This window comes from Chloracidobacterium sp. (genome assembly GCA_016716305.1).
Taxonomy (GTDB): Bacteria; Acidobacteriota; Blastocatellia; order Pyrinomonadales; family Pyrinomonadaceae; genus OLB17.
Window position 1 is genome coordinate 141493 of record JADJWP010000002.1, and the last position, 22199, is coordinate 163691.

Below are 22199 nucleotides of genomic sequence, written 5' to 3' on the forward strand. Positions count from 1 at the left end.
TATCGCAAAACGCCCGTGCCGAACGGAGCGTTCATGGGAGGTCTACTTTGTTGCGTTGATGAGCAAAGTAAAAAGAGACTATAAAACAACTAAAGGCGAGTATCAAACTGACGGGAATGTGCACTAACTGACATTTCTGAGCGTTAGCGAATGAAAGAAGATCACTGATGATCGGATGTATTTGCCCGAGGCTGCTGCGTTTCGCTTCCGTGCTCATCGCCGGCAAGGCTTCCGACCGGCATAAAACGGTAGTGCATGGTCACGAGAATGCCGAATACAAAACCGACGGCTGCCAGTACGGCTCCGGCCCAAAGATAGTTACTTAGGTTTCCGAGCATCATCAGTCGCCAGATTCCGCTCATCGCAAATCCGCCTGCCGCAAAGAACAGCGGTATCGTCAAGAACTGCCAGCTGTATCCCGATGCCCGCTGCGAACGGCTGCGAAAGACGATCGGCTTGAGACGGTCGTATTCCCAACAGACCAGATAAAGTCCGGCCAACGACATCAATATCGTGATCGCCCACGTGCCCTTAAAGCCGACAGAACTCGTCAAAACGGCGATGTTCACGATTATCGGAAAGAAAATGAGCGTTCCGATGTGTGACGTTCTCGGAATCAGCAGCAAGATCGCCGCAATGAGCTGCGACCAGCCCAAGAAGTCGTAATAGTAGCCAGTGTTGTAGAGAGCGTTGAAATACGCACCGACCGGATTGCTGTCAGGCAGCACGGTGAAAGGCTTATGCATTATCTTCGGGATGCTTGGTGGTATGAATGCCAATCCGAGCAAAACGCGGACAAATGCAGTGAACAACTGTGTCCATCGCCGCCGCGTTACCGATGCGTGCAGGCCGTCCAATACCGTCTCGATCTTCATCGCCGCCCTCCCAACTTATCCCGACTATAAACGCGAAAACATACCGCAATTGTTTCAGGAATTTACGCGATGTTGTAAAATCACCGTTTCGCACTCTCGACCGCTTAAGAATATATATGAACCTGAACATCATTCCTGTTAAATGGTCTGACGAAGGCGTGTTGATGCTCGACCAGCGTCTGCTGCCGACCGAGGAGAAATGGCTGACGCTCCGAACCTATGTTGAGGTTGCCGCCGGCATCAAAGACATGGTCGTCCGCGGAGCTCCGGCGATCGGCGTTTCAGCGGCCTACGGCGTAGCCCTCGGTGCCAGGCAATTTGTTGGAACGAATATCGACGATCTTGAAGAAGAGCTCGATTATATCTGCAGCGTGCTTGGTGCAACGCGTCCGACGGCGGTAAACCTATTCTGGGCGATCGACCGCATGAAACGCACATTTCAAAAGGCAAAAGCGGAGGGGAAATCGGTCAGCGAGGCCAAGCAAATACTTGCCGACGATGCCAGGGCGATACACGACGAAGATATCGAATCGCAGCGTCTGATCGCCAAGTTCGGCGGCGAGCTGATCGCAGATAATTCGACTGTCCTGACCCATTGCAATGCCGGAGCACTCGCCACCGGCGGCGTTTGGGGAACCGCCCTTGGCGTTATTCGCGGAGCCGTCGATCAGGGCAAGACGATATCCGTGATCGCTGACGAAACAAGGCCCTATCTGCAGGGAGCACGCCTGACGGCATGGGAATTGATGCAGGACGACATTCCCGTCACGCTCATCACCGATAATATGAGCGGCCACATAATGAAGAAAGGCGACGTCCATGCCGTCGTTGTCGGCTCTGACCGGATCGCCGCAAATGGCGACGTTGCCAACAAGATCGGGACGTATATGGTCGCCGTGCTCGCACAGCGTCACGGCATACCGTTCTATGTCGCCGCTCCGCTTTCGACCGTCGATCTCAATTGCCCGACCGGCGAAGAGATTCCGATCGAGGAACGCGATATCCGCGAGGTAACACACGTCAAAGACATTCAGCTTGCGCCCGACGACACGCTCGTCAGCAACTATGCTTTCGACGTTACGCCGAACGACCTCGTCACGGCGATAATCACCGAAAAAGGCGTCGCGCGTGCCCCGTACACCGAGAGCCTGAAGAAGCAATTCGAAGGTACGAGCTAAAAAGGGACTCTGGTTCGTTGGTCAGCGTTCAAGTTGCGGATCGCAGGCATTTCGCATCGCTCCTGAGGTTCGTTCAGGTATTGCCTATCGGGTCATCGCGTTTCCAGGGCGTGTTTTTGAAATAATAGATACGTCTGCCCGCTTTGCGGCCTTCGATCGGCGGTTCATCGACCGAGACGCCGTAGCTCTCGCGGCAGATCGGCTCGGTCCAGTCTTTTCCGCTTTTGAGGTACGAACGGACGCGTTCGGTATCGGCACCCATCACGAATGCCATCGGCACTGCCTCGTCAACATCCATTCCGTTCAGCCATTTGTCGCCGATGCACCAGGATGCAAGAGCGGTGATCGTTAGCGGTGTGTTCGCGGGCAGCCTCGAACGCAGTTCGGCCACGAGTTTGCGGTAGAACGGACGTTCGGTGACGACAGCATCGAAATCGGTCTGAATGCCGCGCACGTGCGGCCGGTTGAGCGTATCGGCGATTAGCGAGGTCAGGCGTTCAAGTTGACGGGGCGAATAGACCGGGCTGCTTTCGGTCCGTCTGATGCTTTCGATGCGTGTGACGGCGATCAGATACGTCCCATCGGGCACCTCGAGCGGTTGGCGTCTAGGCGCGAATCTGACCTCGTCATTCTCAAGCGTCAGGGTCTGTGCGAGAAACGCGACACCGGTCGTCGCAGGGTCGATGAACCGAAGATCCTCGGGACGCTCCCATGCCCAGAGCATCGTCATTGGAGCTTCAGACCGCTTCGGCAGCCTTGGCGATCCGGAGCATGCCGATAAACCGATCATCATTATTACAAAAAGCTTCCGCACACCAGGATTTTAGAACACCCTTGGCCATAAACCGAACGACGACTTGAAACTCGCCTCACATCCGGGAGCGGAGCTTTGTTCGTGAAACAAGATGCCGCTGTTGCCTGAATACCTTTTTGGCTTCTAAGAAATGTTTCGCCACTTTGATATACTCTTCACGACTGAATCATTATTCATTTATTCGTACAAGATTATGATCGAACGCGAACAGATCGAGATGGACGTCGTCTTCGTCGGAGCCGGACCGGCGAACCTTGCGGCGGCTTTACACCTTAAGAGCGAGATCGCACGTCATGACGAGCTGATCGACCGCGGCATCAAACACGGACGCAAGATCGGCGAGATCGAGATCGGCATCGTCGAAAAAGGCTCGTTCGTCGGGGCACACATCCTGTCGGGTGCCGTTATGGACCCGAAAGCGATCCGCGAGCTTATGCCCGACTTTCTTGAGCAGGGCTGTCCGGTCGACACCGTTGTGACGGAGGATGCGGCGTGGTATCTGACCGAAAACCGGAAGATCAATGCACCGATCGTTCCTCCGCCGCTCAAGAACAAGGGCAAGTACATCCTCAGCCTATCAAAGATGTGTGAATGGCTTGGCGAAAAGTGCGAAGAGGCCGGCATCAACGTCTTTCCCGAATTTCCGGCCGCCGAGGTGCTTTACGACGAAAATGACCGTGTCATCGGCATCAGGACAGGCGATAAAGGGATCGACAAGGAAGGCCGTCCGAAGCCGAATTTCGAGCCCGGTGTTGACCTTTTGGCAAAGGTGACGGTCCTCGGCGAAGGCTCGCGAGGTTCGCTTGCAAAACAGCTTATGGCAAGGCTCGGCCTGATGGAAGGCAAGGAGCCGCAGGTCTTTTCGATCGGGGTCAAAGAGCTGTGGGAATTGCCGGCAGGACGATTTCCGGAAGGCAAGGTCGTCCACACGCTCGGCTTTCCTTCAGACACCCAGACCTACGGTGGCGGGTGGGTCTACGGTATGAAGGACAACATCGTCAGTATCGGTTACGTTACCGGCCTTGATTACGTTGATCCGAACATCGACCCGCATGCCGAGTTTCAGAAGTTCAAAACGCATCCTGCGATCGCCGAGATACTCGAAGGCGGCAAGATGATCAAATACGGTGCGAAGACCATCAATGCCGGCGGCTATTGGACGATGCCAAAGCTCTTTGCCGACGGTGTGCTTCTGGTCGGCGATTCGGCTTCGTTTCTCAATGGCCAGCGGATCAAAGGCATCCATACGGCGATGAAATCAGGGATGCTTGCCGCAGAGACCATCGTAGGTGCACTGGAGCACGAAGATTTCACGTCAAAAACGCTCCGTCATTACGACGAGAAGGTGAACCTGAGCTGGATATACGACGAGCTTCATCCTGTGAGGAATTTTCATGGTGCGTTCCAGAAAGGGCGCTGGTCGGCTCTTATCAATTCGGGTCTGCAGTTCCTGACCAAGGGCCTTGCCTGGGGCTTTATGCCGAAAGAGCATCATGTCGCCGGACACGAACGGATGGCTAAATTGACCGAGAGCGGAAAATGGCAGACGGAGAATGGAAGCCGCTATTCGAATGTGCCTTTCGACAAGGAATATACTTTCGACAAGGTGACCGACGTCTTTCATGCCGGCGTATCGCATGACGAGGATCAGCCGTCGCATCTTCATGTCCTCGATACTGAGATCTGTGCGACGCGATGTGTCGAGGAATACGGCAATCCGTGTCAGCGGTTCTGTCCGGCAGCCGTCTATGAGATGGAAGAGAACCCGGGGACCGGACGAAAGGAACTGAAAGTGAATTTCTCGAACTGCGTCCACTGCAAGACGTGTGACATTGCCGACCCGTATCAGATCATCAATTGGGTCACTCCCGAAGGCGGAGGTGGGCCGAATTACAAAGGGATGTAAGGCGGTCAGGCGGGTTCGACCGAAAATAACGACGAGCGGTAAGTTCGCTTTACTGCAAAATCACGGTAAGTAACGTTGGCTGGTCGATAGTCAAAAGAAGAGCCGCCCGATGAAGGCGGCTCTTCTCATTAAATCAATGGCTCTCTATTACTGCGTCAACGGCTGTTCGGTCTGGTCGGTAAATTTGAAGTTCACCTTTTTCTCGCTGAGCTCACGCATCGCCACACGGGTCGGTTTATGCTTACGTATGTCGATCTCGGTTCGCGAGATAGCACCGCGTTGAAGCTGCTTGCTTCGCTGAGCGGCGAGAATGATCATTCGGTATTTGGAATCTATCTCAGGCGGGTCGATCAATTCACCAACGCCTTCTTCGATCTCTTCGATAGCTTCTTCCTTCACTTTAGCCATAATTAACGGTCCTTATCCAGTCGTTTTCTCATTCGCCGCTGCGAAACTATCTAGGATACACCCTATCGCCTCACTTTGTCTATTTCGCTTTTGGCGTTCGGCAAGGATGATCGACGACAGCAGCCTCGCTGCGACAGGGACCTCTTCGTTGACGATGACGTAATCGAACCGCTCGTACTGCATCACTTCGGTGATCGAATTTCTCAAACGCAGGGCGAGACCGGCGGCATCTTCGGTGTTTCGTGCAGTAAGCCTTGCTTTAAGGACCTCGAAAGACGGCGGCAGAATAAAGATGCTCACGGCGTCCGGCACCTTTTCTAGAACGGCGATCGCACCCTGGACGTCGATCTCAAGTATTACGTCGCGTCCCTCAGCGGTGATGCGGTCGGTCTGGTCACGCGAGGTTCCGTAGAGATTTCCGTGAACTTCGGCGTATTCGAGAAAGCCCCCGCGATCTATGCAGTCCTGAAACTCCTGCTGTGTGACAAAGTGGTAGTCGCGTCCGTCTTCCTCGCCGAAACGAGGTGCACGCGTCGTTAGCGAGACCGAATATCCGATGTCGGGAACGGACTGGAGTATCTCGCGAATAAGGGTGCCCTTTCCTCCGCCGGAAGGCGAGCTAATTATGATCAGGTTACCTTTCATCGGGCACGAAGCATACAAACGTCATTCGACATTTTGCACCTGTTCGCGGATTTTCTCAATCTCGCTCTTTATCTGCAAGGCATTTTCTTTGACGGACATGTTGTTGGTCTTTGAGGTAATTGTATTTGCCTCGCGGTTGAGCTCCTGGGTCAGGAAATCGAGTCGTTTCCCGACCTCTTTCTCTTCGTTCATTATTGTCCGGAAATGCTCGATGTGCGTCCGAAGCCGGGCGATCTCCTCCGAGATGTCGGAACGGTCAGCGATGTACGCTATCTCCTGGGCAAGCCGTCCCTGATCGATCTCGATCTGCGATTCGCTTTTTGCGAGCATCTCACCGATCCGCTTTGTCAACCTCAAGCGATATTCTTCACCGATCGTTCCGGCTTCGGCTTCGATCGGCAGCAAACGCTTTTCGATCTCGTCAAGCCGCTGCGAAACCTCGGCCTGAAGCATTGCCCCTTCACTTTCACGCATCTGTTCAAGGTCATCAAGGGCGAGGTTCAGTGCGTTCTCGGCTGCCGTTGAAAAGGCATCCTCAAGCTCTGCTTTCTTGGTCAGCAAAACATTCGGAAGGCGTGCAACGACATTCAGGTCCGGTTCGCCTGAGAGGGCGAATTCGTCCTGCATTTCTTTTATCGCCCTAAGGTAACCTTCGATCAACGGTCGGTTAAGTTCGTAGACGACGGCCTCTTCACGGTCATATTGGACGTTCACTTCGACGCGTCCTCGGCTCAGCCTGCCGCTGATCAGCCTTTTGAAATTCGATTCGAGCGCCTGCATCTCGCTCGGGAGGCGCATGTTCACGTCGAGAAAGCGGTTGTTCACGGTCTTGAGTTCGACCGCTATCGCGAGCGACTCGTCGGTAAATGATCCGCGGCCAAAGCCTGTCATTGATCTCATGAATTCAAGTTATCGGGCGAAAGTACTTGACCGGGGTATTATGCAACAGATCAGTGGGATGGCGAAGTCGAATGGATAAAAGGCTTTACACCTTGTTTATCTGTTGGTATTCTTTTTCGTGTCGGATTCCCACAAAACCAACCGTCCGGAGTAACCCAAAAATGTCTGTTGATGCAAAGGCGGAGATCGTTATCGATCGGCCGAGAACCGATGTAGCGAACGTTATGTTTGACCCGAAGTGCGACAGGCTCTGGATCAGCGGGTTGACGAATGTCTTTCCGCAAACACAGGGATTGATGAAAAAGGGTTCTAAGATCGAGCGTGTCGGCAGCTTTCTCGGCCGAAGCTTTTCGACGGTCTATCTGGTCACAAATGACGAACCCGAGACCTTTGTTGAGATCGCCGCCGACGAGCCGTTTCAGATGATCATCCGGTATGATCTAAGCGATACGGACGGCGGTACACTGGCCAAGATCAGAGTTCAGAGCGTCGGTGAAAACCTTTACCAGATCCCGCCTCCCGCTTTGAATCGTGCCGTGTCTGAATGGATCTCTTCGGATCTGAAAAAACTGAAAAAACGCGTTGAGGATCATTCCGACTGAACTAATTGTCAACGCTCTCTTCACCCGCGAACTGCAATTCGTAAAGACGCCGGTACTTACCATTGTTTTTCATGAGTTCGTCGTGCGTGCCCGTTTCGACTATTTTTCCACGCTCCAGCACGACGATCTTGTCTGCTCGCCGGACGGTCGAAAGCCGGTGGGCGATCACTATCGACGTTTTTCCACGCATCAGATTTGAAAGCGCCATCTGCACCAGACGTTCCGATTCGGTATCGAGGGCCGATGTGGCTTCGTCGAGGATCAGGACGGGGGCGTTTACGAGCACTGCTCTTGCGATCGCTATCCGCTGACGTTGGCCGCCGGATAACTGCGTTCCCCTTTCACCGACAGGCGTGTCAAATTTGTCAGGCAGTTCGTCGATGAAGTCCGCCGCAAAAGCTATGCGGGCGGCCTCTTCGATCTCGGCATCGGTCGCGTCAGGGTTTCCGTACGAAATGTTGTAACGGACCGTGTCGTTGAACAAGATCGTCTCTTGTGTGACCAACGCTATCTGCTTTTTCAGGCTAGACAGCTTAAGATCGCGAAGGTCGTGTCCATCCCATAAAATGCTGCCTGACGTTGGGTCATACAGCCTCTGGATCAGCTTGACAAGAGTCGATTTGCCGCCTCCGCTCTCACCAACGAGCGCAACGACCGAGCCTTTTTCGATCGACATAGAGATCTGGTCAAGAATCGATCTGGAATCTTCACCGTAGCTGAAACCGACATCGCGAAGCTCGATCTTCGATCCAAGTCCGTTGACCTCTTTTGCCGAGGGCTTGTCTTCAAGCCGCTCGCTCTTATCGAGCACGTCCCAAACGTCGCGTGCGGCGGCAAACGCCCTTGAGATTTCGTTGTGCTGACGAGATATCTTTCGCATCGGGTCATAGCTTCTGAACAGAAAAAAGAGAAACGTGAAAAAGTGCTTCGCGTCCATTCCCGCTGTATTGATCTCTCGCAATCCAAAGTATAGAAGGATCACGACCGCGAACATCCCGATCATCTCGATGGTCGGCGGTGAGGTCGCGGCGATACGGCCGGAACGTAGGTTTGCTTTAGCGATTACCTCTGCAACACGCTCGAATCGTTCTAGTTCGCGTTTCTCTGCACGGTACGCGGTCACGATGTTGTGATTTGCCAAGGTCTCCTGTGCGGTGTCGGTAAGCAGTTTATTTCCCTCAAAAGAGACTTCAGCAAGCTTTCTCAATGCCCGACTGAACATGCTGGTGAGAAATGCGATTATTGGGGCAATGATGATCGCGCCAAGCATCAGTCGCCAATTGAAGTAGAATGCGGCGCCAAGAAAAGCGACCAGCATTATGCTTTCGCGTAACACGTCACGGAGGTTCGCAGACACAGCCAATTCGATAGCAGAACAGCTCACGACCAACCGCGACACAAGAAAATTTGTTCGATTACGTTCGAAAAACGATGCCGATTGCATCAGAAGATGCTGATAGAGTTCCTTACGAAGCTGCAGTACGGCCGATTGCCCGATCTTTGCCATCAAATACGACGATGCGTATTCAGCTATTCCTTTCAGTAGCGTGAAGGAGAGGAGCATCGCGGTAATCGCCGTCCAGGCGCTCCACCAGGGCTCTTTCGGGATGAGATCATTCAAGCTGAACGGAATTTCGGCACCGGTGCCGGATTCCGGAACAAATTGCTCGAAGATCGGAACGAGCAGCGTGCCTATCGCGGTTTCAAAGACAGCAACCAAGAACATCGCGACGAGGGCGAGGATGAACGAGGGCCAATGCGGCCAAAGATAAATAAGTAATCGCTTGAGGTCCTGCATCGGAAATCGAAGATTCGACTATACTTTACCGAACATCAGGTTGTCCAAATTTGTTATGTTTGCAACGTCCAAAACAAATGTGGCATCTTTTTCATAACGCCAGGCAGCCTCGGAGACGAAACACAATGCTAAAAATGAAAGTAACTATAACCCTAGTGATCATATTTCTACTACTGATTTCCGGAGTCTCGGCTTTTGGTCAAACCGATCTTTCACGCCGAACAACGGCGATCACATATCCTTTGAACGAAAGGGTGTTTGTGCAGTTTCGCGGCACGACGCGATTTCCGCGAATGAAAGGCGAGGCGACGATCCGGCGGACGTCGCGGAACGGGAGCGAGATCGACCTGTCGGTTTCAAAAATGCCGCGGCCGTTCGAACTTGGTGCGGGCTATGCGACCTATGTGTTGTGGGCGATCTCGCCCGAAGGACAGGTTGATAATCTCGGCGAAATAAAGCGTCGCGGATTTTTTGAATTCGATTCAAAGATCAGCGTCACAACAAAGCTGCAGACCTTTGCGCTGATCATCACGGCCGAACCGCACTTTCTTGTCCGGCGTCCGAGTCAGGAAATAATGCTCGAAAACCTCAATCCGACCACCTTGACCGGAAGGCCGATCACGACGGTTCCGGCGGTGCAGTATTTCGGAAATTCAAGCGACTTTTTTCGCGACGCACGTACACCCGAGATCGCCGAGCTCGATTATTCCCGAACACCTTCGACGATACTCCAAGCGAAGCAGAGCATAGCGTTGGCTCGATTTGCCGGTGCGGAACGCGATGCTGCCGAAGATCTTCGCGAAGCCGAGACCCTGTTGAAGAATTCGGAAGATGCGTGGAAAGCGGGCCGCAAAGAAGATGAGGTCGATATTACCGCAAGGCGTGCGATAAGTACTGCCGTGAAGGCAGAATCGACTGCCTACGCGAGGGCCGAAGCGCGCGAAAAACGCAATGAGCAGACGCGGACAGATGCCGAGATGCGTCAGGTCGAAGATCGGCTCCGCGATGCGCAAAATGAGATCTCCGAGCTCAAGCAGCTTCTTGCAAGCGAGACGCGGAATCGCGAACTCTCTGAGCGTGACGTCGTCAACTACAATCAGCAGATCCGCGAACTGCGTGCTGAGAATGGCCGGCTTCGCGAAGAGTTAGGAAGACTTCAGGTCGAATCGGCCAACACCAAGTCTCGTCTCGAGGCATTTGAGAATGAGCGCCGTGCCGCCGATGAGCAAAAGAAACGCGACGAGCGGCTTGCAGCCATACAGGCAGCCGAACCCGCTTTCATGCGGTCGTTACGCCAGTTCGGTGCCGTCTCGAAAAGCGAACGCGGGATCATTTTGACATTGCCTGAGTCGTATTGGGCATCAACGCGAGAATCTGATTTCGCCCCGAACATCGATAAGCGGCTTGGTTCCTTAAGCGAACTGCTTTCGAACCATTCCGATTATCGGATCACGATCGAATCGCACACCGACAACCAGGGTGAGACACAGGTTCTGGACATGCTCACGCAACAGCGTTCGCGAGCCATCGCAATGCGTTTGAACGCTTATGGGATTCAGAGTGAACGGATCGAAGCTCGTGGAATGGGAGCAAGTCTGCCGATCGCACCAAATACGACGAACGCGAACAGGGCTAAGAACCGAAGGGTTCAGGTGATACTCGCTCCGTCGATCTAAGAACGGAGCACGGTCAATCGGTCGGGTGGAAGACCGACCATGCATTCGTCGCCGATCTTTAGCCCAACGAGTCGAAGGACGAGAGCTTGCAGCTTGAGGCCGTCTGAGTCGAGATGGACGATTGTGGTTGGGCCATGGCATTGGACCTCAGTGATCGTCGCCTTCAAGAGGTTGTCTTCGGGGAACGAGGCTCCGAATGAGATCGAAATGTGTTCGGGCCTGATCGCCAAGGTGACGTCCTGATTCAGTGAACCTAGAGCCGACCTATCCGTTTTTCGGGCAAACAGCCTGTGATCCCCGTTCCGCGTTTGAAATTCCGGAAGCTCTGCTTTACTTGATGTGAGGCGTCTTGCGGCAAACAAATTGTTTAGGCCGAATATCTCGGCTACAGCTCGGTTCGCCGGCCCTTCATAGACCTGAATCGGATCTCCGGCCTGAGCAACAGTTCCATTCGCCACGATGGCAACCGTATCACACGCCGCGAAGATATCTTCAAAACTGTTCATCGCGATCAACGCGATCTTGTTCCGGGATCTTATCTCGCGTCGCAGGTCGGCGATCATTTCTCGTTTTGACCGTCCGTCAAAAAAACAAAAGACGTCGTCCAACAGCAGAAGTTCAACATCACTGGTGAGGGCATTCTTCAGCAGGTCAGCCTGTCTGGCCGTGATGTCGACGGTATCGCCAGTTCGATTGCCAAGAGCTTTGTGCCAAAACCCGCTTACCGGTATTGTCGGGATAAACTCGACCCCGCCCTTCGATCTGAGCTCACTAATCGCGACGCCATCCATTTCGATCGATCCGCTGTTCGAGCTTTCCAGTCCTGCGATAATTCGCAGAACGGTCGTCTTTCCACAGCCTTTCGGGCCAAAAACGCCGATCACGAAGCCGCGGTCGGCCTCAAGATCAACGTCCCTGAGGACCCATTTCGTTCCAAACCGCTTGGAAACATTGTCGATCCTGAGTGGCATAATGAAGGAAAACGGAACTTAAGCGGGTCTTATTCGTGCAAAGAAAAGTATGCTGTTGTCATCCAATTTTGACAAGTATAAACTCGAACGGCAATGGCAACAAAGAAAACTACTATCACGCGAAAGATCGTCCACGTCGGCGGATGGCAGCTTTTTAAGCGAGGTGCAAAGATGCTGCCATTTGGCGGTACGATCGTCGTCGTCGCCCTTGTGGGATCCGACATACGAAAAAAGGGCCTTGTTAAGGGTATCGTGAATTCCGGATTGGATGCGATCCCGATCGTCGGTCTCGTGAAAAACGGGGTTGAGATCTTTGTCGGCGACTTTATTCCGGACAAAGATGCGAGCAATGAAAGCAATGAAAAGAAGAAGATCCGCAGTTAAAGATCTGGTGTCGCGTGTGTCGGCTGCAGCCGCCTCGGCCCTGATGTTAATGATCGCACTGACGGTCGTTTCTGAAGCGCAGACAGATCGCCGTAATCGAAGTCCGATCGTGCGTCCGGCAGCAACACCAACGCCTAAGATAGAGCCGGAGATCATAAGCATGGCAAACGACTTTCCTGACGACGATGCGGAACGCCCAGTTCAGCAGACCGATGTCGCGAGCGGTCGAGCGAACGGGGACACAAGTTCCGCTCAGCTGATCGAACGGCTCGAGGCAAGGATCAGGCAGCTGGAGGCGCAAAGGGGATCTGACCCGGATGCGGTCCAGAAGCGCTTGATGCTGAACCTGGATATTCTGACGCGAGCGGAACAGCGAAGCGAGTCTCTGCGAAAGCAGATCTTCGAAATGATCGAGAAAGAGAATGCGATACAGATGCGGCTGGATTCTATCGAGTTCGACATTCGGCCCGAGATGATCGAGCGGAGCGTTGCAACTGCAGGCTCGCTTCGTCCCGAAGAGGTCCGCGAATCCCGCCGCCGTCAGCTCGCGGCTGAGCGTACGAATCTTCAAAATCTGCTCGCTGAGGTGCAGCGCAATAAAACAAACCTGGAAACGGGCATCAAAAAGGCCGATGAATTGGTAGAGCGTCTTCGCCTTCGGCTTGATAAAGAGATCGATGAAGCTCTGGCCGACGGTACGGAGCAGAAACCCGACAATTAATTCGCGGACGGCCGAACTGTTTTCTTTGTCCGCGGCTTATCGAGGCAATGTTTTGCAGTTGAAAGTACCGCGATCGTTCGCAGGAATTTATCATCGAGAGCTCTCGCGTTCGACAGTGTCAACCCGAAATCACGTTCGCCGATCCTTCGAAAGGTCCCTTCGATGTCATAGCCCGGGACACTGTAAACTGCGTACGACGCGAAATCCTTCCCGATTATCTGACGGAAAACCGACATCGACGACATATCAGGGTCCTTCGTCCGATTCAAGACCCTGACGGCCTCAGCAAGCTCTTCGATCGCAAAACCCAGATTGATCTTCTCGTATTGCGTCGCAAGACCGAGCAATATCTTGGCCTTTGTTGCTGAATTGTCCGTAAGGCGCACGAGTTTAGCAACCTCGTTCAATGTCTGATAGGCTGAAGCCGTGTCGTTGATGCTCTTAAGCTGAGCTTCGGCAAGCTCGAACGCGAGTATCGAACGGTGATCGATCTCAGGTACTTTTGCTGCGTAGGTCTCAGCATCACGAAATCTAGATTCCTTGATCGCAAGCTGCGACCGGACGAACCAAAAGTACGCTGTGGTCTCACGCCGAACATTTTCATCTTTTATTTTATCTAGCCAGGGTTCGACCTTCGCATACTGTCCTTCGGTGCGGCTGGTGCCAAAGATCAGATTTACGATCATCGCGTCATTGAGTTTGCCTTCCTCGTCGGCCTTTTCGAGCCTCTCGATGCGTTCTTCAAAACTCAATTGTGAACCGCTATTCTGACGTTCACGCGTTTGAAGAGTGCTCCGCATCTCGTCGGTCAAAAGTGACGTTGCCTGTGCACGAGCGGCCGAAAGCCGCTGGATCATATTCGGGATCTCAGCGACGACGATCGGTTCAAATTCCGCCAGCGCCGAGATCATGTATACCGGTTCGGGCAGCCGAAACTGCTCGGGCGGGTTCATCCGATCTTGTGGATTCGAGGCGAACGTACCGATACGATCAAGGAATACGTTCAAAAAGGCCTGTTGCAGTTCCGGATTCGATCGAAGTTCCCCGGGGATCGGAGCTCCATACTGCATTTGGTCGGGGCCGAAAATTTTGTTTCGGCTAAATGGAAATGCCGAAAGAAAAAGCAGTCTGCGAGGCGTTTCGTTTCTATATCGCGGCAGCAATTCGCGATAGAGTGTTTCTGCAAAAGAAGGATCTTTGGCGGCGATCGAATAAAGCGTAAAGTACCAATGCCGATCAAGCGGGTATTGCATTACTTTCCTAAACAGGTACCAACTGAGATTCGGATCGCTCTCAAGTGACATGACCGCAATGTTCAGTAACGAGTCGATCTCCGCAGTCTCCGACCCCGGCTTCCTATCCTTTACGGCCTTTTCGAACTCGGCCATTATTTCGTCTGATAATTTTCGCGCCCAGACCGAGTCCCGTTTCGCGATAGCCCGGATGACCTCAAACCGATAATCCGGTTTCGGCACTGAAACCGACCCTTTCTCATTACCGACCGTTGTTGATTCGAAGCCTTTTTCGCGGAAATGATCGACCGACAGCTTAAAGGCCTCAGTGAAATAGCCTCGAGACGCGGGCTGGTCGTAAGGCCATATGAAATCGGCGCCGAGTATCAATATCCTGATCCGCTTTGCCGGTTCGCGAACTGTTCCGGCATCGCTCATCTGCTGGTTTGCGAGAAAGATCGCAAAATCGGTGTCACACGATTCGTTCGCTTCGGCCGGTTCCTGTGAACGCACGATCGAAGGGAATAGAAGAGATACGAAAAGTAGAGCAAGCAACGCTTTTGATCTCATATTGTTTATTGAGACATCGAACCGAAATTAAGATCGTATCATCTTCGTCAAACGCCGTTCTTTGTCGGTAGTTGCATTTTTTGATGCAAGTGGCTGCAACCATTGCCGTTCATCTAATGTCCAACAAAAGAATGCACTCTGCTCCCCGCTAAATTTTGGAGAATTAGAATGAAACCGATAAGTATCACAAGTATTGTCTGCATTGTATTCGCCGCATTTTTTGCCGCGGCATCCGTTCCTGCACAGGGTGTCATAATTCCGATCGTCTGCGACGTCCGTCCGTGCCGTCCGCCGCGGCCGATACCGAGGCCGCAGCCGCTGCCGAATGTCCTGCCGGTCAAATCGATCAAGCTCGATACAAAGATCAACGGACAGGTTGCCACGACCCATGTTGAACAGGTCTTTCGCAATGATACTAACTTCACACTTGAGGGAACATATTTCTTTCCGATCCCGGAGTCGGCTTCGATCGTTGAATTCTCTATCTGGGAAAATGGAAAGAAGCTCGTCGGTGAGGTCCGAAGCCGCGAGGAAGCTCGACGCATCTACGATCAAATAGTGCGACAGCAGCGCGATCCCGGCCTATTGGAATATGCGGGCAAGGACCTTTTCCAGGCCTCGATATTCCCGATCCCGCCAAATTCTGACAAAAAGCTTGAACTGACGTACACCCAGGTCCTGAAAGCCGAATCGGGAACGGTGTCATATCGGTACCCGCTCGGAACAGGCCGCAATCTGTGGCGCAACCAGGGTCTCGGAAACGAAACGCGGCCAGGCAATATGCCGCCGCAGAAATTCGGAACCGTCTCGGGCAAGATCGAGATAACGGGTAAAGATGCCCTGCGCAATATCTATTCCCCATCACATTCGATCGACGTGAAACAAAAAGGTGACCGATCGGCATCGGTGTCATTCGAGACAAACAGCAACGACAACGATCTGCAGCTCTTTTTCGGGATCTCAAATGAAGATTTCGGACTGACGCTGCTTACCTATCGTGAACCGGGCAAAGACGGCTATTTTCTGCTTATGGTTTCCCCGCGCGACGATGTCTCGGAAAGGGAAGTCGTCGCAAAGGACATCGTCTTTGTCCTCGACACAAGCGGCTCGATGGCTGATGCGGGCAAGATGGACAAAGCCAGATCGGCGTTGATGTTCGGCATCAAGACCCTTCGCGACGTCGATCGATTCAACGTGATCAATTTCGCCGGTGAGGAACATTTGATGGAGCGCGAATTGATCAGAGCTGATGCAGCCGGAAAGAAACGCGGCGAAGATTTCGTTTCTAAACTAAGGCCGACAGGCGGCACTAATATCAATGATTCGGTCATCGCATCGCTTAAACAGTTTCAGAAAAGCGAACGCCCAAAAATGCTCGTCTTCATGACGGACGGTCTCCCGACCGTCGGCGAAACGAACGCTGACAAAATAATCGCTAATCTGAAAGCAGCAAAGAACATCGATGTTCGGATCTTTCCATTCGGTTTCGGGTACGACGTAAACACTGCTCTGCTCGATAAGCTCGGCACCGAAAATGGTGGTATTTCAGACTACGTTCAGCCTAAAGAGGATCTTGAGGTAAAGGTCTCGAACTTCTTCGCCCGAGTTAGTTCTCCGGTACTCTCTGACCTCGAACTCGACCTTGGTCCGGTCGAGACGGAAGCGGTATATCCGCGAAAGCTCGGCGATCTCTTTAAGGGAATGCAGCTGGTGGTCATCGGCAGATACAAAAACGACTCGGACCTTCGAAACGCGGCTCTGATTCTAAAGGGCCGTTCAGGAAAGGACGCCCGGAGTTTCGCTTACAATGACCTCGATTTTCCGGCCCGTGCCACTGAGAACGACTTTTTGCCGCGGCTTTGGGCAAGTCGCCGGGTCGGTTGGCTGGTCGAAGAGATCCGCATCAACGGCGAGACCAAGGAACTGAGAGATGAGGTCGTCGACCTGGGAACGCGTTTCGGCCTCGTAACGCCATATACCTCGTATCTGGCGATCGACGGTACAATGGCCAATGCTCCTCGCGATTCGGCTCAGCTGACGACGCTGCTCAGGGCCGCTCCGGCAAAGGTAATGGAGCGCAGCGGCTCCGGGGCCGTTCAGATGAGTGTTCAGCAAAATGCCGCGAAGGCTAATGTCTCGATAGCTTCCGATGATTCGAAGTCCGAGCAAGAGCGTGTCATCGTGAAAAACTCGACGACGAACCAGTATGTCGCCAACAAGAATTTCTTCAACCAAAACAATGTTTGGACTGACGCGGATTACTCGCCCAATGCCAAACTGAAGGAAGTCACGGTACGGTTCGGAAGCGAGGAGTACTTCGACCTCGTGCACAAAGATGCCGAGCTTGCCCGATACTTTGCTCTTGGTGAGGAAGTGGTCGTGGTCTTCAGGAATACGGTTTTTCGGGTTACGAAGTAACTGACGCGATGGCAAATTCTGCCTAGCCCGGTCGTCATAAAGGGTGATTTTCGATCGCAAAGAATGTATTCTTGCAATCGGGATCACCCATCGTTTTTAAGGAGAATTGTAAGTGAGATCAGCATTAAAGGTCATAGCCGTCTGGGTTTGTGGTGTTTTGTTAGTAATTTCTGCTGAAGGGCAGTCGTCATGGCGTTCGGTCGCTGCCGAAACTCAAAACGATCTCGTCGCTGTTTATTTCACTTCCTCCGATAGCGGATGGATCGCAGGAGACGATGGTTTCCTTGCTTCGACGAACGACGGCGGCCGATCGTGGTCGAAACACGATCTGAAAACGACCGAAAACATCAACGAGATCTACTTTCGCAATGACGACAATGGCTATCTGGTCGCTGGTCGTAAGATGTTTCTGACTCGTGATGCTGGAAGAACCTGGCAGGAAACAGTGCTCTTTCGAGCAGGCGACTTTAGAAATGGGACTCCCGAATTTCTGAGCATTCGGTTCGCCGACAAGCGTCGCGGCGTCGTCGTTGGCTCAGTTCTTAACCGCAAAGGCGACGTTGTTGATTCGCTTGTAATGAAAACCGAGGACGGCGGTGAGACCTGGCAACGCATCATCGTACCTTCAAAAACTGAACTCTTCCATTTGGACTTTGTCGGCAGCAATCGCGGGTGGATAGTCGGTGACAAAGGGTTGATACTCGCGACCACAGATGGCGGCCAAACGTGGCGAAAACAGGAATCCGGAACCGAACGCGCATTGTACAACGTCGATTTCCGCGATGAAAAAGCAGGATATGCCGTTGGTGGGCGCGGGACCATCCTCCGTTCGGAAAACGGCGGGGAAACCTGGGAACTGATCTCGACCAATTTCCCGTCTACGTTCATGCGTGTCGACTTTGCCGACGACAAGAACGGCTGGATAGTCGGGCATGGCGGAACCGTGCTACGCTCCGGTGACAAGGGGAAAACCTGGATCAAACAAGAGAGCGGTACTACATCAAATCTCTTCGGCCTGTTCATGATGAAAAAGTACGGTTGGGCGGTCGGCGCCGGCGGAACAGTGATCGAACATCTCAAATAGCCATAAAAACTGCGCAATTCACGAATTTCATTAACACTTTTGTAAAAGGTGTGCTATCTTACATCATTATTTCTGCACGAAGTCCTTAATACCATAAGGAAAAGTTATAAAACTAAAACCAAATTGGAGGAGTAAGATGGGCAATCTACCTTTCGCGAGAGCATTTGCAATCATGGTTGTAGTGCTTTCTTTGAGTATCCTTGCTATTGCGCAGGGTACGACGTCGCGCGTCGTTGGTGTAGTAAACGACACCTCGGGGGCAGCAGTCGCCGGGGCGACGGTCACGCTTACGAATGAATTAACGAACGCTAGCCTGACAACTGTCACCAATAACAGCGGCGGCTACGTTTTTGATCTTATTCAGGCCGGTAATTATACGGTCTCGGTTGAAAAGGAAGGGTTCAAGAAGTATGTGTCCGCCAAGAATACTGTCTTGATCAATCAGCCGGCAACGGTGAACGTCCGGCTTGAGGTCGGTGACGTTTCAGCTATCGTATCGGTCGAAGGAGCAGCAGAGCAGGTCCAGACCAGCAGTTCTGGAAACCTTGGCGGAACGATCGAACAGCGGACGATCGAGAGCCTTCCGATCGTCGGAACCCGCGGCCGTAATCCTCTCGATATCCTCAATTTTCAGCCTGGTGTTGCCAACGGTGCAAATACCGGAGGCGGCGTTCACGTCAATGGATCGCGCGATCGGTCATTCAATTTCACCCTTGACGGCATCGATATCAACGAATCAACGGCAGGCGGCTCGAATTTTACTCCTCTTCGGCCAAATCCGGATTCGATCCAGGAATTTCAGGTCGTCACCAGCGGCTTTACGGCCGAATTGGGACGCAGCAGCGGCGCCCAGGTCACGTTCGTAACCCGATCCGGTTCCAACAATTTCCGCGGCAGTGTTTTTGAGTACTATCAGACCAAAGGCGCTATGGCTCGAAGCTACGCAGCAAATGTAAACGGAACCGCAAAGGAAAATTTCATTCAGCATATCTTTGGCGGCAGCTTTAGCGGCCCGCTGTTCAATCCGGGGTTTGGCGAAGGAACCAAGCCTTTTGATCTGCTCCGTGACCGTGCATTCTTTTTTGTCAATCTGCAGATCCTGCGCGCTTCGGATACGGTCCTGCAAACCAGGACCGTTTACACGCCGACCGCTCGTCAGGGAATTTTCCGATGGGTCCGCGGAGGTGTGAATGGAACAGGGTCTGTCGATGCAAGCGGAAATCCGGTTCAGCCTGCCTGCAGCGTCACGATCACCACAAATTGTATCGATTCATATAATGTCGCGGCAGGAACCTTGATCTCGCTCGACCCGCTTCTGATGGGCTACATCAACCAGATGCCGGCCCCGAACAGTTATAGTGCGACCGGCGATGGGCTAAACATCGCGGGATTTTTGTTCAATTCGCCGCAGACCGAGAAGCAGTACGATTTTGTATCGAAATTCGATTTCAAGCTTAACGACGCGAACAACTTCTATGTCCGGTACGCCCAGGGCGAACAGAACACCTTTGGCGATGCGGCGAATGGCGGACGCCCTCGATTCCCGAACGCTCCGAATTACGTCGACACCGAAAGAACGCCGAAAAATCTAGCCGTTAACTGGCGCTGGTCCGGCTCGTCCAAATTCGTTAACGAGTTCATCCTGGGTTACAGCCAGTTTGGATTTAAGTTCCTCACGCCCGAACCCGATCCGAACTACGCGTTCATCTTCAATCTCCCGACCGATATCAATACGAACTTCAGCTACAACGCTCGAAGTTTCCGCACGTGGCAGTTCGTCGACAACATGACGTTCGATTTTTCGCCGCATGTCATCAAGGCTGGTGCAAACATCCGGCTTGGAACGAGCACGGATGACCGTTCAAGCGTTGGCGGCGGAGCGATCGAACTCGCTTTCAACTTTTCACGAACAGTAAATAGCAATTTCAATTTCCCGGGCGGGACGCCATTGCCAACCGGAGCTGCAGTTATCAACTCGGCCGACAGAACGCGTCTTGAGAATATGATCAACGATATGCTCGGCCGCGTTGGGACGATCACGCAGGCTTACGTGAACGATCCGGCCAATCCATCCCAATTTGCAGCGCCGGGGACACGGTATTTGTTCGATGCAAATCATCCGGAACTGGACTTCTACGTACAGGACACCTGGCGTTTGCGCCCGAACTTCATTCTTGACCTCGGCGTTCGATGGGAGATCCGGCTTGCCCCGAGTGCTGCGGGCGGGCGTCCGATCCTAGTTCCCAATCGGTCTGTCGTTCTCGGTGCTGCTCCGGCGAACAACATTTCGTGGACCGAGGGTCAGCTATTTGATGACAACTACGGCCTGTTCCTTCCAACGGTGGGCTTTGCCTGGGATCCGTTCAGTGACGGCAAGACGTCGATCAGGTTGAATTATCGAAAGGCGTCCGACCGCTTTTCAACATTCCTATTCAGTTCGTTCATTTTCCAAAGCACTCCGGGCAACACCGCACTTGGTTCGAATACGGCGTTCGGACAGAGCGGCGGACTGCTTCGAAATGGGTTGCCGTCCGTTGCTCCGACCTCATCGCCGACGCAGCTTCGGACGCCTCCTACGTTCAGCACGAACGCGATAACGGTCATCGATCCGGATATCAAATTCCCGGCGATCCACAACTGGAGCCTTAGCTTCCAGCGTGAACTCTTCGGCGGGAATGTGCTTGAGGTCAACTACATCGGAAAGAAGGCGACAAATCTATTTGGTGCATATAATTCCAATCAGGTCGACATCAACGGAACCTTGCCGGGAACCGGCGAGACGTTCTTGCAGGCATTCAATTCGATTCGGGCCAGTACGTCCTACAACAGCCCGTTGATCAACCTGCTGTTGGGCGGGAATGTTGCGAACAATGCAGGAACGGCCCTGTTCCGGACGCTGAACGCCACTGCGATCACGCAGGGGAGCGTCGCGACGTTGGCTCTCGCCGCATCGCAGCGTTTATGTCTTGCAGCGGATGTGACGGCGGGCCGTTGTACGAGTGCTAACCTCAACCAACAGTTGGTCGCGGTTCACGGCAATGGTTCATTCTTCCAGCGGTTCTCACAGTACACCGGCGGATTGAACGTCGTTGACAGCAATGATTTCTCGTTCTACAACGGGCTTGAGGTCATCTTCAAACGCCGCATGAGAAGCGGGATCAGCTTCCAACTCGGTTACACATACGCATTGTCGAAAGACACAAGGTCGTTCGACCCCGTGTTTACGGCCGTTTCGGGCGGAACAGCACAGTCGTCTGCAAATACACCGCTTAACAATTTCGACCGTAAGGCAAATTATGCGTGGTCTGACTTTGACCGGCGTCATTCGCTGCTCGGCACTTATGTGTTCGAACTCCCGTTCGGAAGCGGCAAGAAGCTCAGAGCCGATAACGCAGTCTTGAACTACATGATCAGCGGCTGGCAGCTGGCCGGAACCGTTCGTGTGACCTCCGGACGACCGTTCACCGTGTTTTCGGGAACGAACACCGTTAGCCAAACGAGCGGATCGTACGCGAACTGCAACAACTGTCCGCGAGACCTCGGCGGCCTTGTTCAAGGTAATTTCGAGAACACGGCTAATCCGCTGCTTCGGAATTGGTGGTTCAATCCGCAGGAGCGAGGGTTGTTCTCACAACCGAATCCAGGCGAGCCGGGCAACACGGGCCGAAATTACTTTATCGGTCCGAAATACACGGAAACGGACATATCGCTTTCGCGTAACTTCCGTATTCGCGAGCATCTCAGCTTTGATATACGTGTTGATGCCAAAAATCTGACGAATACGCCGAATTTTGCATTTCCGACGGCGGTCATGCCGGCCGGATTCACGCAATCGGGTTATGGGACGAGCATTTTTGGACGCATCAACGCCGATGTGACCAATGGCGCACGTCGCGTTCAGTTCTCCGGAAAGTTGAATTTTTAGCTCTCCGAGATCGAAATAATAGAATGACCCTGCAGCTTTTTGTCTGCGGGGTCTTTTTTGTCGATGGGGCAACCGGACTCAAATAGCAGGCA

17 protein-coding genes are annotated in these 22199 nt (G+C 53.0%); 9 read left to right on the plus strand and 8 right to left on the minus strand.

Annotated elements, in window-relative coordinates; translation table 11 throughout:
- Positions 1-161: 161 nt before the first annotated feature.
- Positions 162-875, minus strand: coding sequence for a DoxX family protein (locus IPM28_02515; GenBank protein ID MBK9171865.1), 714 nt, complete (start codon positions 873-875; stop codon positions 162-164).
- A 116-nt stretch (positions 876-991) separates the two neighbouring features.
- Here IPM28_02515 and mtnA point away from each other — a divergent pair, with 116 nt between their 5' ends.
- Positions 992-2053, plus strand: coding sequence for an S-methyl-5-thioribose-1-phosphate isomerase (gene mtnA / locus IPM28_02520; protein ID MBK9171866.1), 1062 nt, complete (start codon positions 992-994; stop codon positions 2051-2053).
- Positions 2054-2126: 73 nt separating this feature from the next.
- Here the strand turns inward: mtnA and IPM28_02525 are convergent, their stop codons facing one another.
- Positions 2127-2846, minus strand: a complete 720-nt coding sequence (locus IPM28_02525; GenBank protein ID MBK9171867.1) for a hypothetical protein — start codon at positions 2844-2846, stop codon at positions 2127-2129.
- A 214-nt stretch (positions 2847-3060) separates the two neighbouring features.
- Between IPM28_02525 and IPM28_02530 the strand changes: the two genes are divergently transcribed.
- On the plus strand, positions 3061-4773 hold the full coding sequence (locus IPM28_02530) for an electron transfer flavoprotein-ubiquinone oxidoreductase (protein ID MBK9171868.1): 1713 nt from the start codon (positions 3061-3063) through the stop codon (positions 4771-4773).
- A gap of 147 nt (positions 4774-4920) precedes the next feature.
- On the opposite strand, the gene rpoZ is transcribed toward IPM28_02530, so the two are convergent.
- From rpoZ to IPM28_02545, 3 genes are read right to left on the minus strand one after another with little or no spacing between them, the layout of a single operon-like run.
- Positions 4921-5181 carry a DNA-directed RNA polymerase subunit omega gene (gene rpoZ, locus IPM28_02535; GenBank protein ID MBK9171869.1) on the minus strand — a complete coding sequence of 87 codons (261 nt, stop codon included), beginning with the start codon at positions 5179-5181 and terminating at the stop codon, positions 4921-4923.
- A gap of 12 nt (positions 5182-5193) precedes the next feature.
- On the minus strand, positions 5194-5826 hold the full coding sequence (gmk, locus tag IPM28_02540; GenBank protein MBK9171870.1) for a guanylate kinase: 633 nt from the start codon (positions 5824-5826) through the stop codon (positions 5194-5196).
- A gap of 21 nt (positions 5827-5847) precedes the next feature.
- Positions 5848-6726, minus strand: coding sequence for a YicC family protein (locus tag IPM28_02545; GenBank protein ID MBK9171871.1), 879 nt, complete (start codon positions 6724-6726; stop codon positions 5848-5850).
- Between the two features lie 161 nt (positions 6727-6887).
- On the opposite strand from IPM28_02545, the gene IPM28_02550 reads away from it, so the two are divergent.
- A complete protein-coding gene (locus tag IPM28_02550; protein ID MBK9171872.1) occupies positions 6888-7328 on the plus strand; it encodes a hypothetical protein in 441 nt (146 codons plus the stop codon).
- A gap of 1 nt (position 7329) precedes the next feature.
- Here the strand turns inward: IPM28_02550 and IPM28_02555 are convergent, their stop codons facing one another.
- Positions 7330-9126 (minus strand): ABC transporter ATP-binding protein, encoded by a 1797-nt coding sequence (locus IPM28_02555; protein ID MBK9171873.1) that lies wholly within the window; start codon positions 9124-9126, stop codon positions 7330-7332.
- Between the two features lie 134 nt (positions 9127-9260).
- Here IPM28_02555 and IPM28_02560 point away from each other — a divergent pair, with 134 nt between their 5' ends.
- Positions 9261-10802 (plus strand): OmpA family protein, encoded by a 1542-nt coding sequence (locus IPM28_02560; GenBank protein MBK9171874.1) that lies wholly within the window; start codon positions 9261-9263, stop codon positions 10800-10802.
- On the opposite strand, the gene IPM28_02565 is transcribed toward IPM28_02560, so the two are convergent.
- Positions 10799-11773 carry an ATP-binding cassette domain-containing protein gene (locus tag IPM28_02565; protein ID MBK9171875.1) on the minus strand — a complete coding sequence of 325 codons (975 nt, stop codon included), beginning with the start codon at positions 11771-11773 and terminating at the stop codon, positions 10799-10801. The genes IPM28_02560 and IPM28_02565 overlap by 4 nt on opposite strands.
- 93 nt (positions 11774-11866) lie before the next feature.
- Here IPM28_02565 and IPM28_02570 point away from each other — a divergent pair, with 93 nt between their 5' ends.
- Both IPM28_02570 and IPM28_02575 read left to right on the plus strand, forming a co-directional pair.
- Entirely contained in the window at positions 11867-12157 is a 291-nt protein-coding gene (locus tag IPM28_02570) for a hypothetical protein (GenBank protein ID MBK9171876.1), read from the plus strand.
- Positions 12132-12878, plus strand: coding sequence for a hypothetical protein (locus tag IPM28_02575; GenBank protein ID MBK9171877.1), 747 nt, complete (start codon positions 12132-12134; stop codon positions 12876-12878). The genes IPM28_02570 and IPM28_02575 overlap by 26 nt, the downstream gene beginning before the upstream one ends.
- Here the strand turns inward: IPM28_02575 and IPM28_02580 are convergent.
- Complete coding sequence (locus tag IPM28_02580; protein MBK9171878.1) at positions 12875-14680, minus strand: hypothetical protein; 1806 nt, start codon at positions 14678-14680, stop codon at positions 12875-12877. The two genes, IPM28_02575 and IPM28_02580, sit on opposite strands and share 4 nt — an antisense overlap.
- Positions 14681-14848: 168 nt before the next feature.
- Here IPM28_02580 and IPM28_02585 point away from each other — a divergent pair, with 168 nt between their 5' ends.
- The 3 genes from IPM28_02585 to IPM28_02595 all read left to right on the plus strand — a co-directional run bounded on the left by IPM28_02585 (position 14849) and on the right by IPM28_02595 (position 22107).
- A complete protein-coding gene (locus IPM28_02585) occupies positions 14849-17098 on the plus strand; it encodes a VWA domain-containing protein (GenBank protein ID MBK9171879.1) in 2250 nt (749 codons plus the stop codon).
- Positions 17099-17210: 112 nt separating this feature from the next.
- The gene (locus IPM28_02590) at positions 17211-18182 is read left to right on the plus strand and encodes a hypothetical protein (GenBank protein ID MBK9171880.1); all 972 of its coding nucleotides are present in this window, start codon (positions 17211-17213) and stop codon (positions 18180-18182) included.
- A gap of 136 nt (positions 18183-18318) precedes the next feature.
- On the plus strand, positions 18319-22107 hold the full coding sequence (locus IPM28_02595; protein ID MBK9171881.1) for a carboxypeptidase regulatory-like domain-containing protein: 3789 nt from the start codon (positions 18319-18321) through the stop codon (positions 22105-22107).
- Positions 22108-22199: the final 92 nt, after the last annotated feature.

Coding starts and splice junctions, on each gene's coding strand:
- IPM28_02515 (MBK9171865.1), bottom strand. CDS start 875: ATGAAGATCGAGACGGTATTGGACGGCCTGCACGCATCGGTAACGCGG.
- mtnA (MBK9171866.1), top strand. CDS start 992: ATGAACCTGAACATCATTCCTGTTAAATGGTCTGACGAAGGCGTGTTG.
- IPM28_02525 (MBK9171867.1), bottom strand. CDS start 2,846: ATGATGATCGGTTTATCGGCATGCTCCGGATCGCCAAGGCTGCCGAAG.
- IPM28_02530 (MBK9171868.1), top strand. CDS start 3,061: ATGATCGAACGCGAACAGATCGAGATGGACGTCGTCTTCGTCGGAGCC.
- rpoZ (MBK9171869.1), bottom strand. CDS start 5,181: ATGGCTAAAGTGAAGGAAGAAGCTATCGAAGAGATCGAAGAAGGCGTT.
- gmk (MBK9171870.1), bottom strand. CDS start 5,826: ATGAAAGGTAACCTGATCATAATTAGCTCGCCTTCCGGCGGAGGAAAG.
- IPM28_02545 (MBK9171871.1), bottom strand. CDS start 6,726: ATGAGATCAATGACAGGCTTTGGCCGCGGATCATTTACCGACGAGTCG.
- IPM28_02550 (MBK9171872.1), top strand. CDS start 6,888: ATGTCTGTTGATGCAAAGGCGGAGATCGTTATCGATCGGCCGAGAACC.
- IPM28_02555 (MBK9171873.1), bottom strand. CDS start 9,126: ATGCAGGACCTCAAGCGATTACTTATTTATCTTTGGCCGCATTGGCCC.
- IPM28_02560 (MBK9171874.1), top strand. CDS start 9,261: ATGAAAGTAACTATAACCCTAGTGATCATATTTCTACTACTGATTTCC.
- IPM28_02565 (MBK9171875.1), bottom strand. CDS start 11,773: ATGCCACTCAGGATCGACAATGTTTCCAAGCGGTTTGGAACGAAATGG.
- IPM28_02570 (MBK9171876.1), top strand. CDS start 11,867: ATGGCAACAAAGAAAACTACTATCACGCGAAAGATCGTCCACGTCGGC.
- IPM28_02575 (MBK9171877.1), top strand. CDS start 12,132: ATGAAAAGAAGAAGATCCGCAGTTAAAGATCTGGTGTCGCGTGTGTCG.
- IPM28_02580 (MBK9171878.1), bottom strand. CDS start 14,680: ATGAGATCAAAAGCGTTGCTTGCTCTACTTTTCGTATCTCTTCTATTC.
- IPM28_02585 (MBK9171879.1), top strand. CDS start 14,849: ATGAAACCGATAAGTATCACAAGTATTGTCTGCATTGTATTCGCCGCA.
- IPM28_02595 (MBK9171881.1), top strand. CDS start 18,319: ATGGGCAATCTACCTTTCGCGAGAGCATTTGCAATCATGGTTGTAGTG.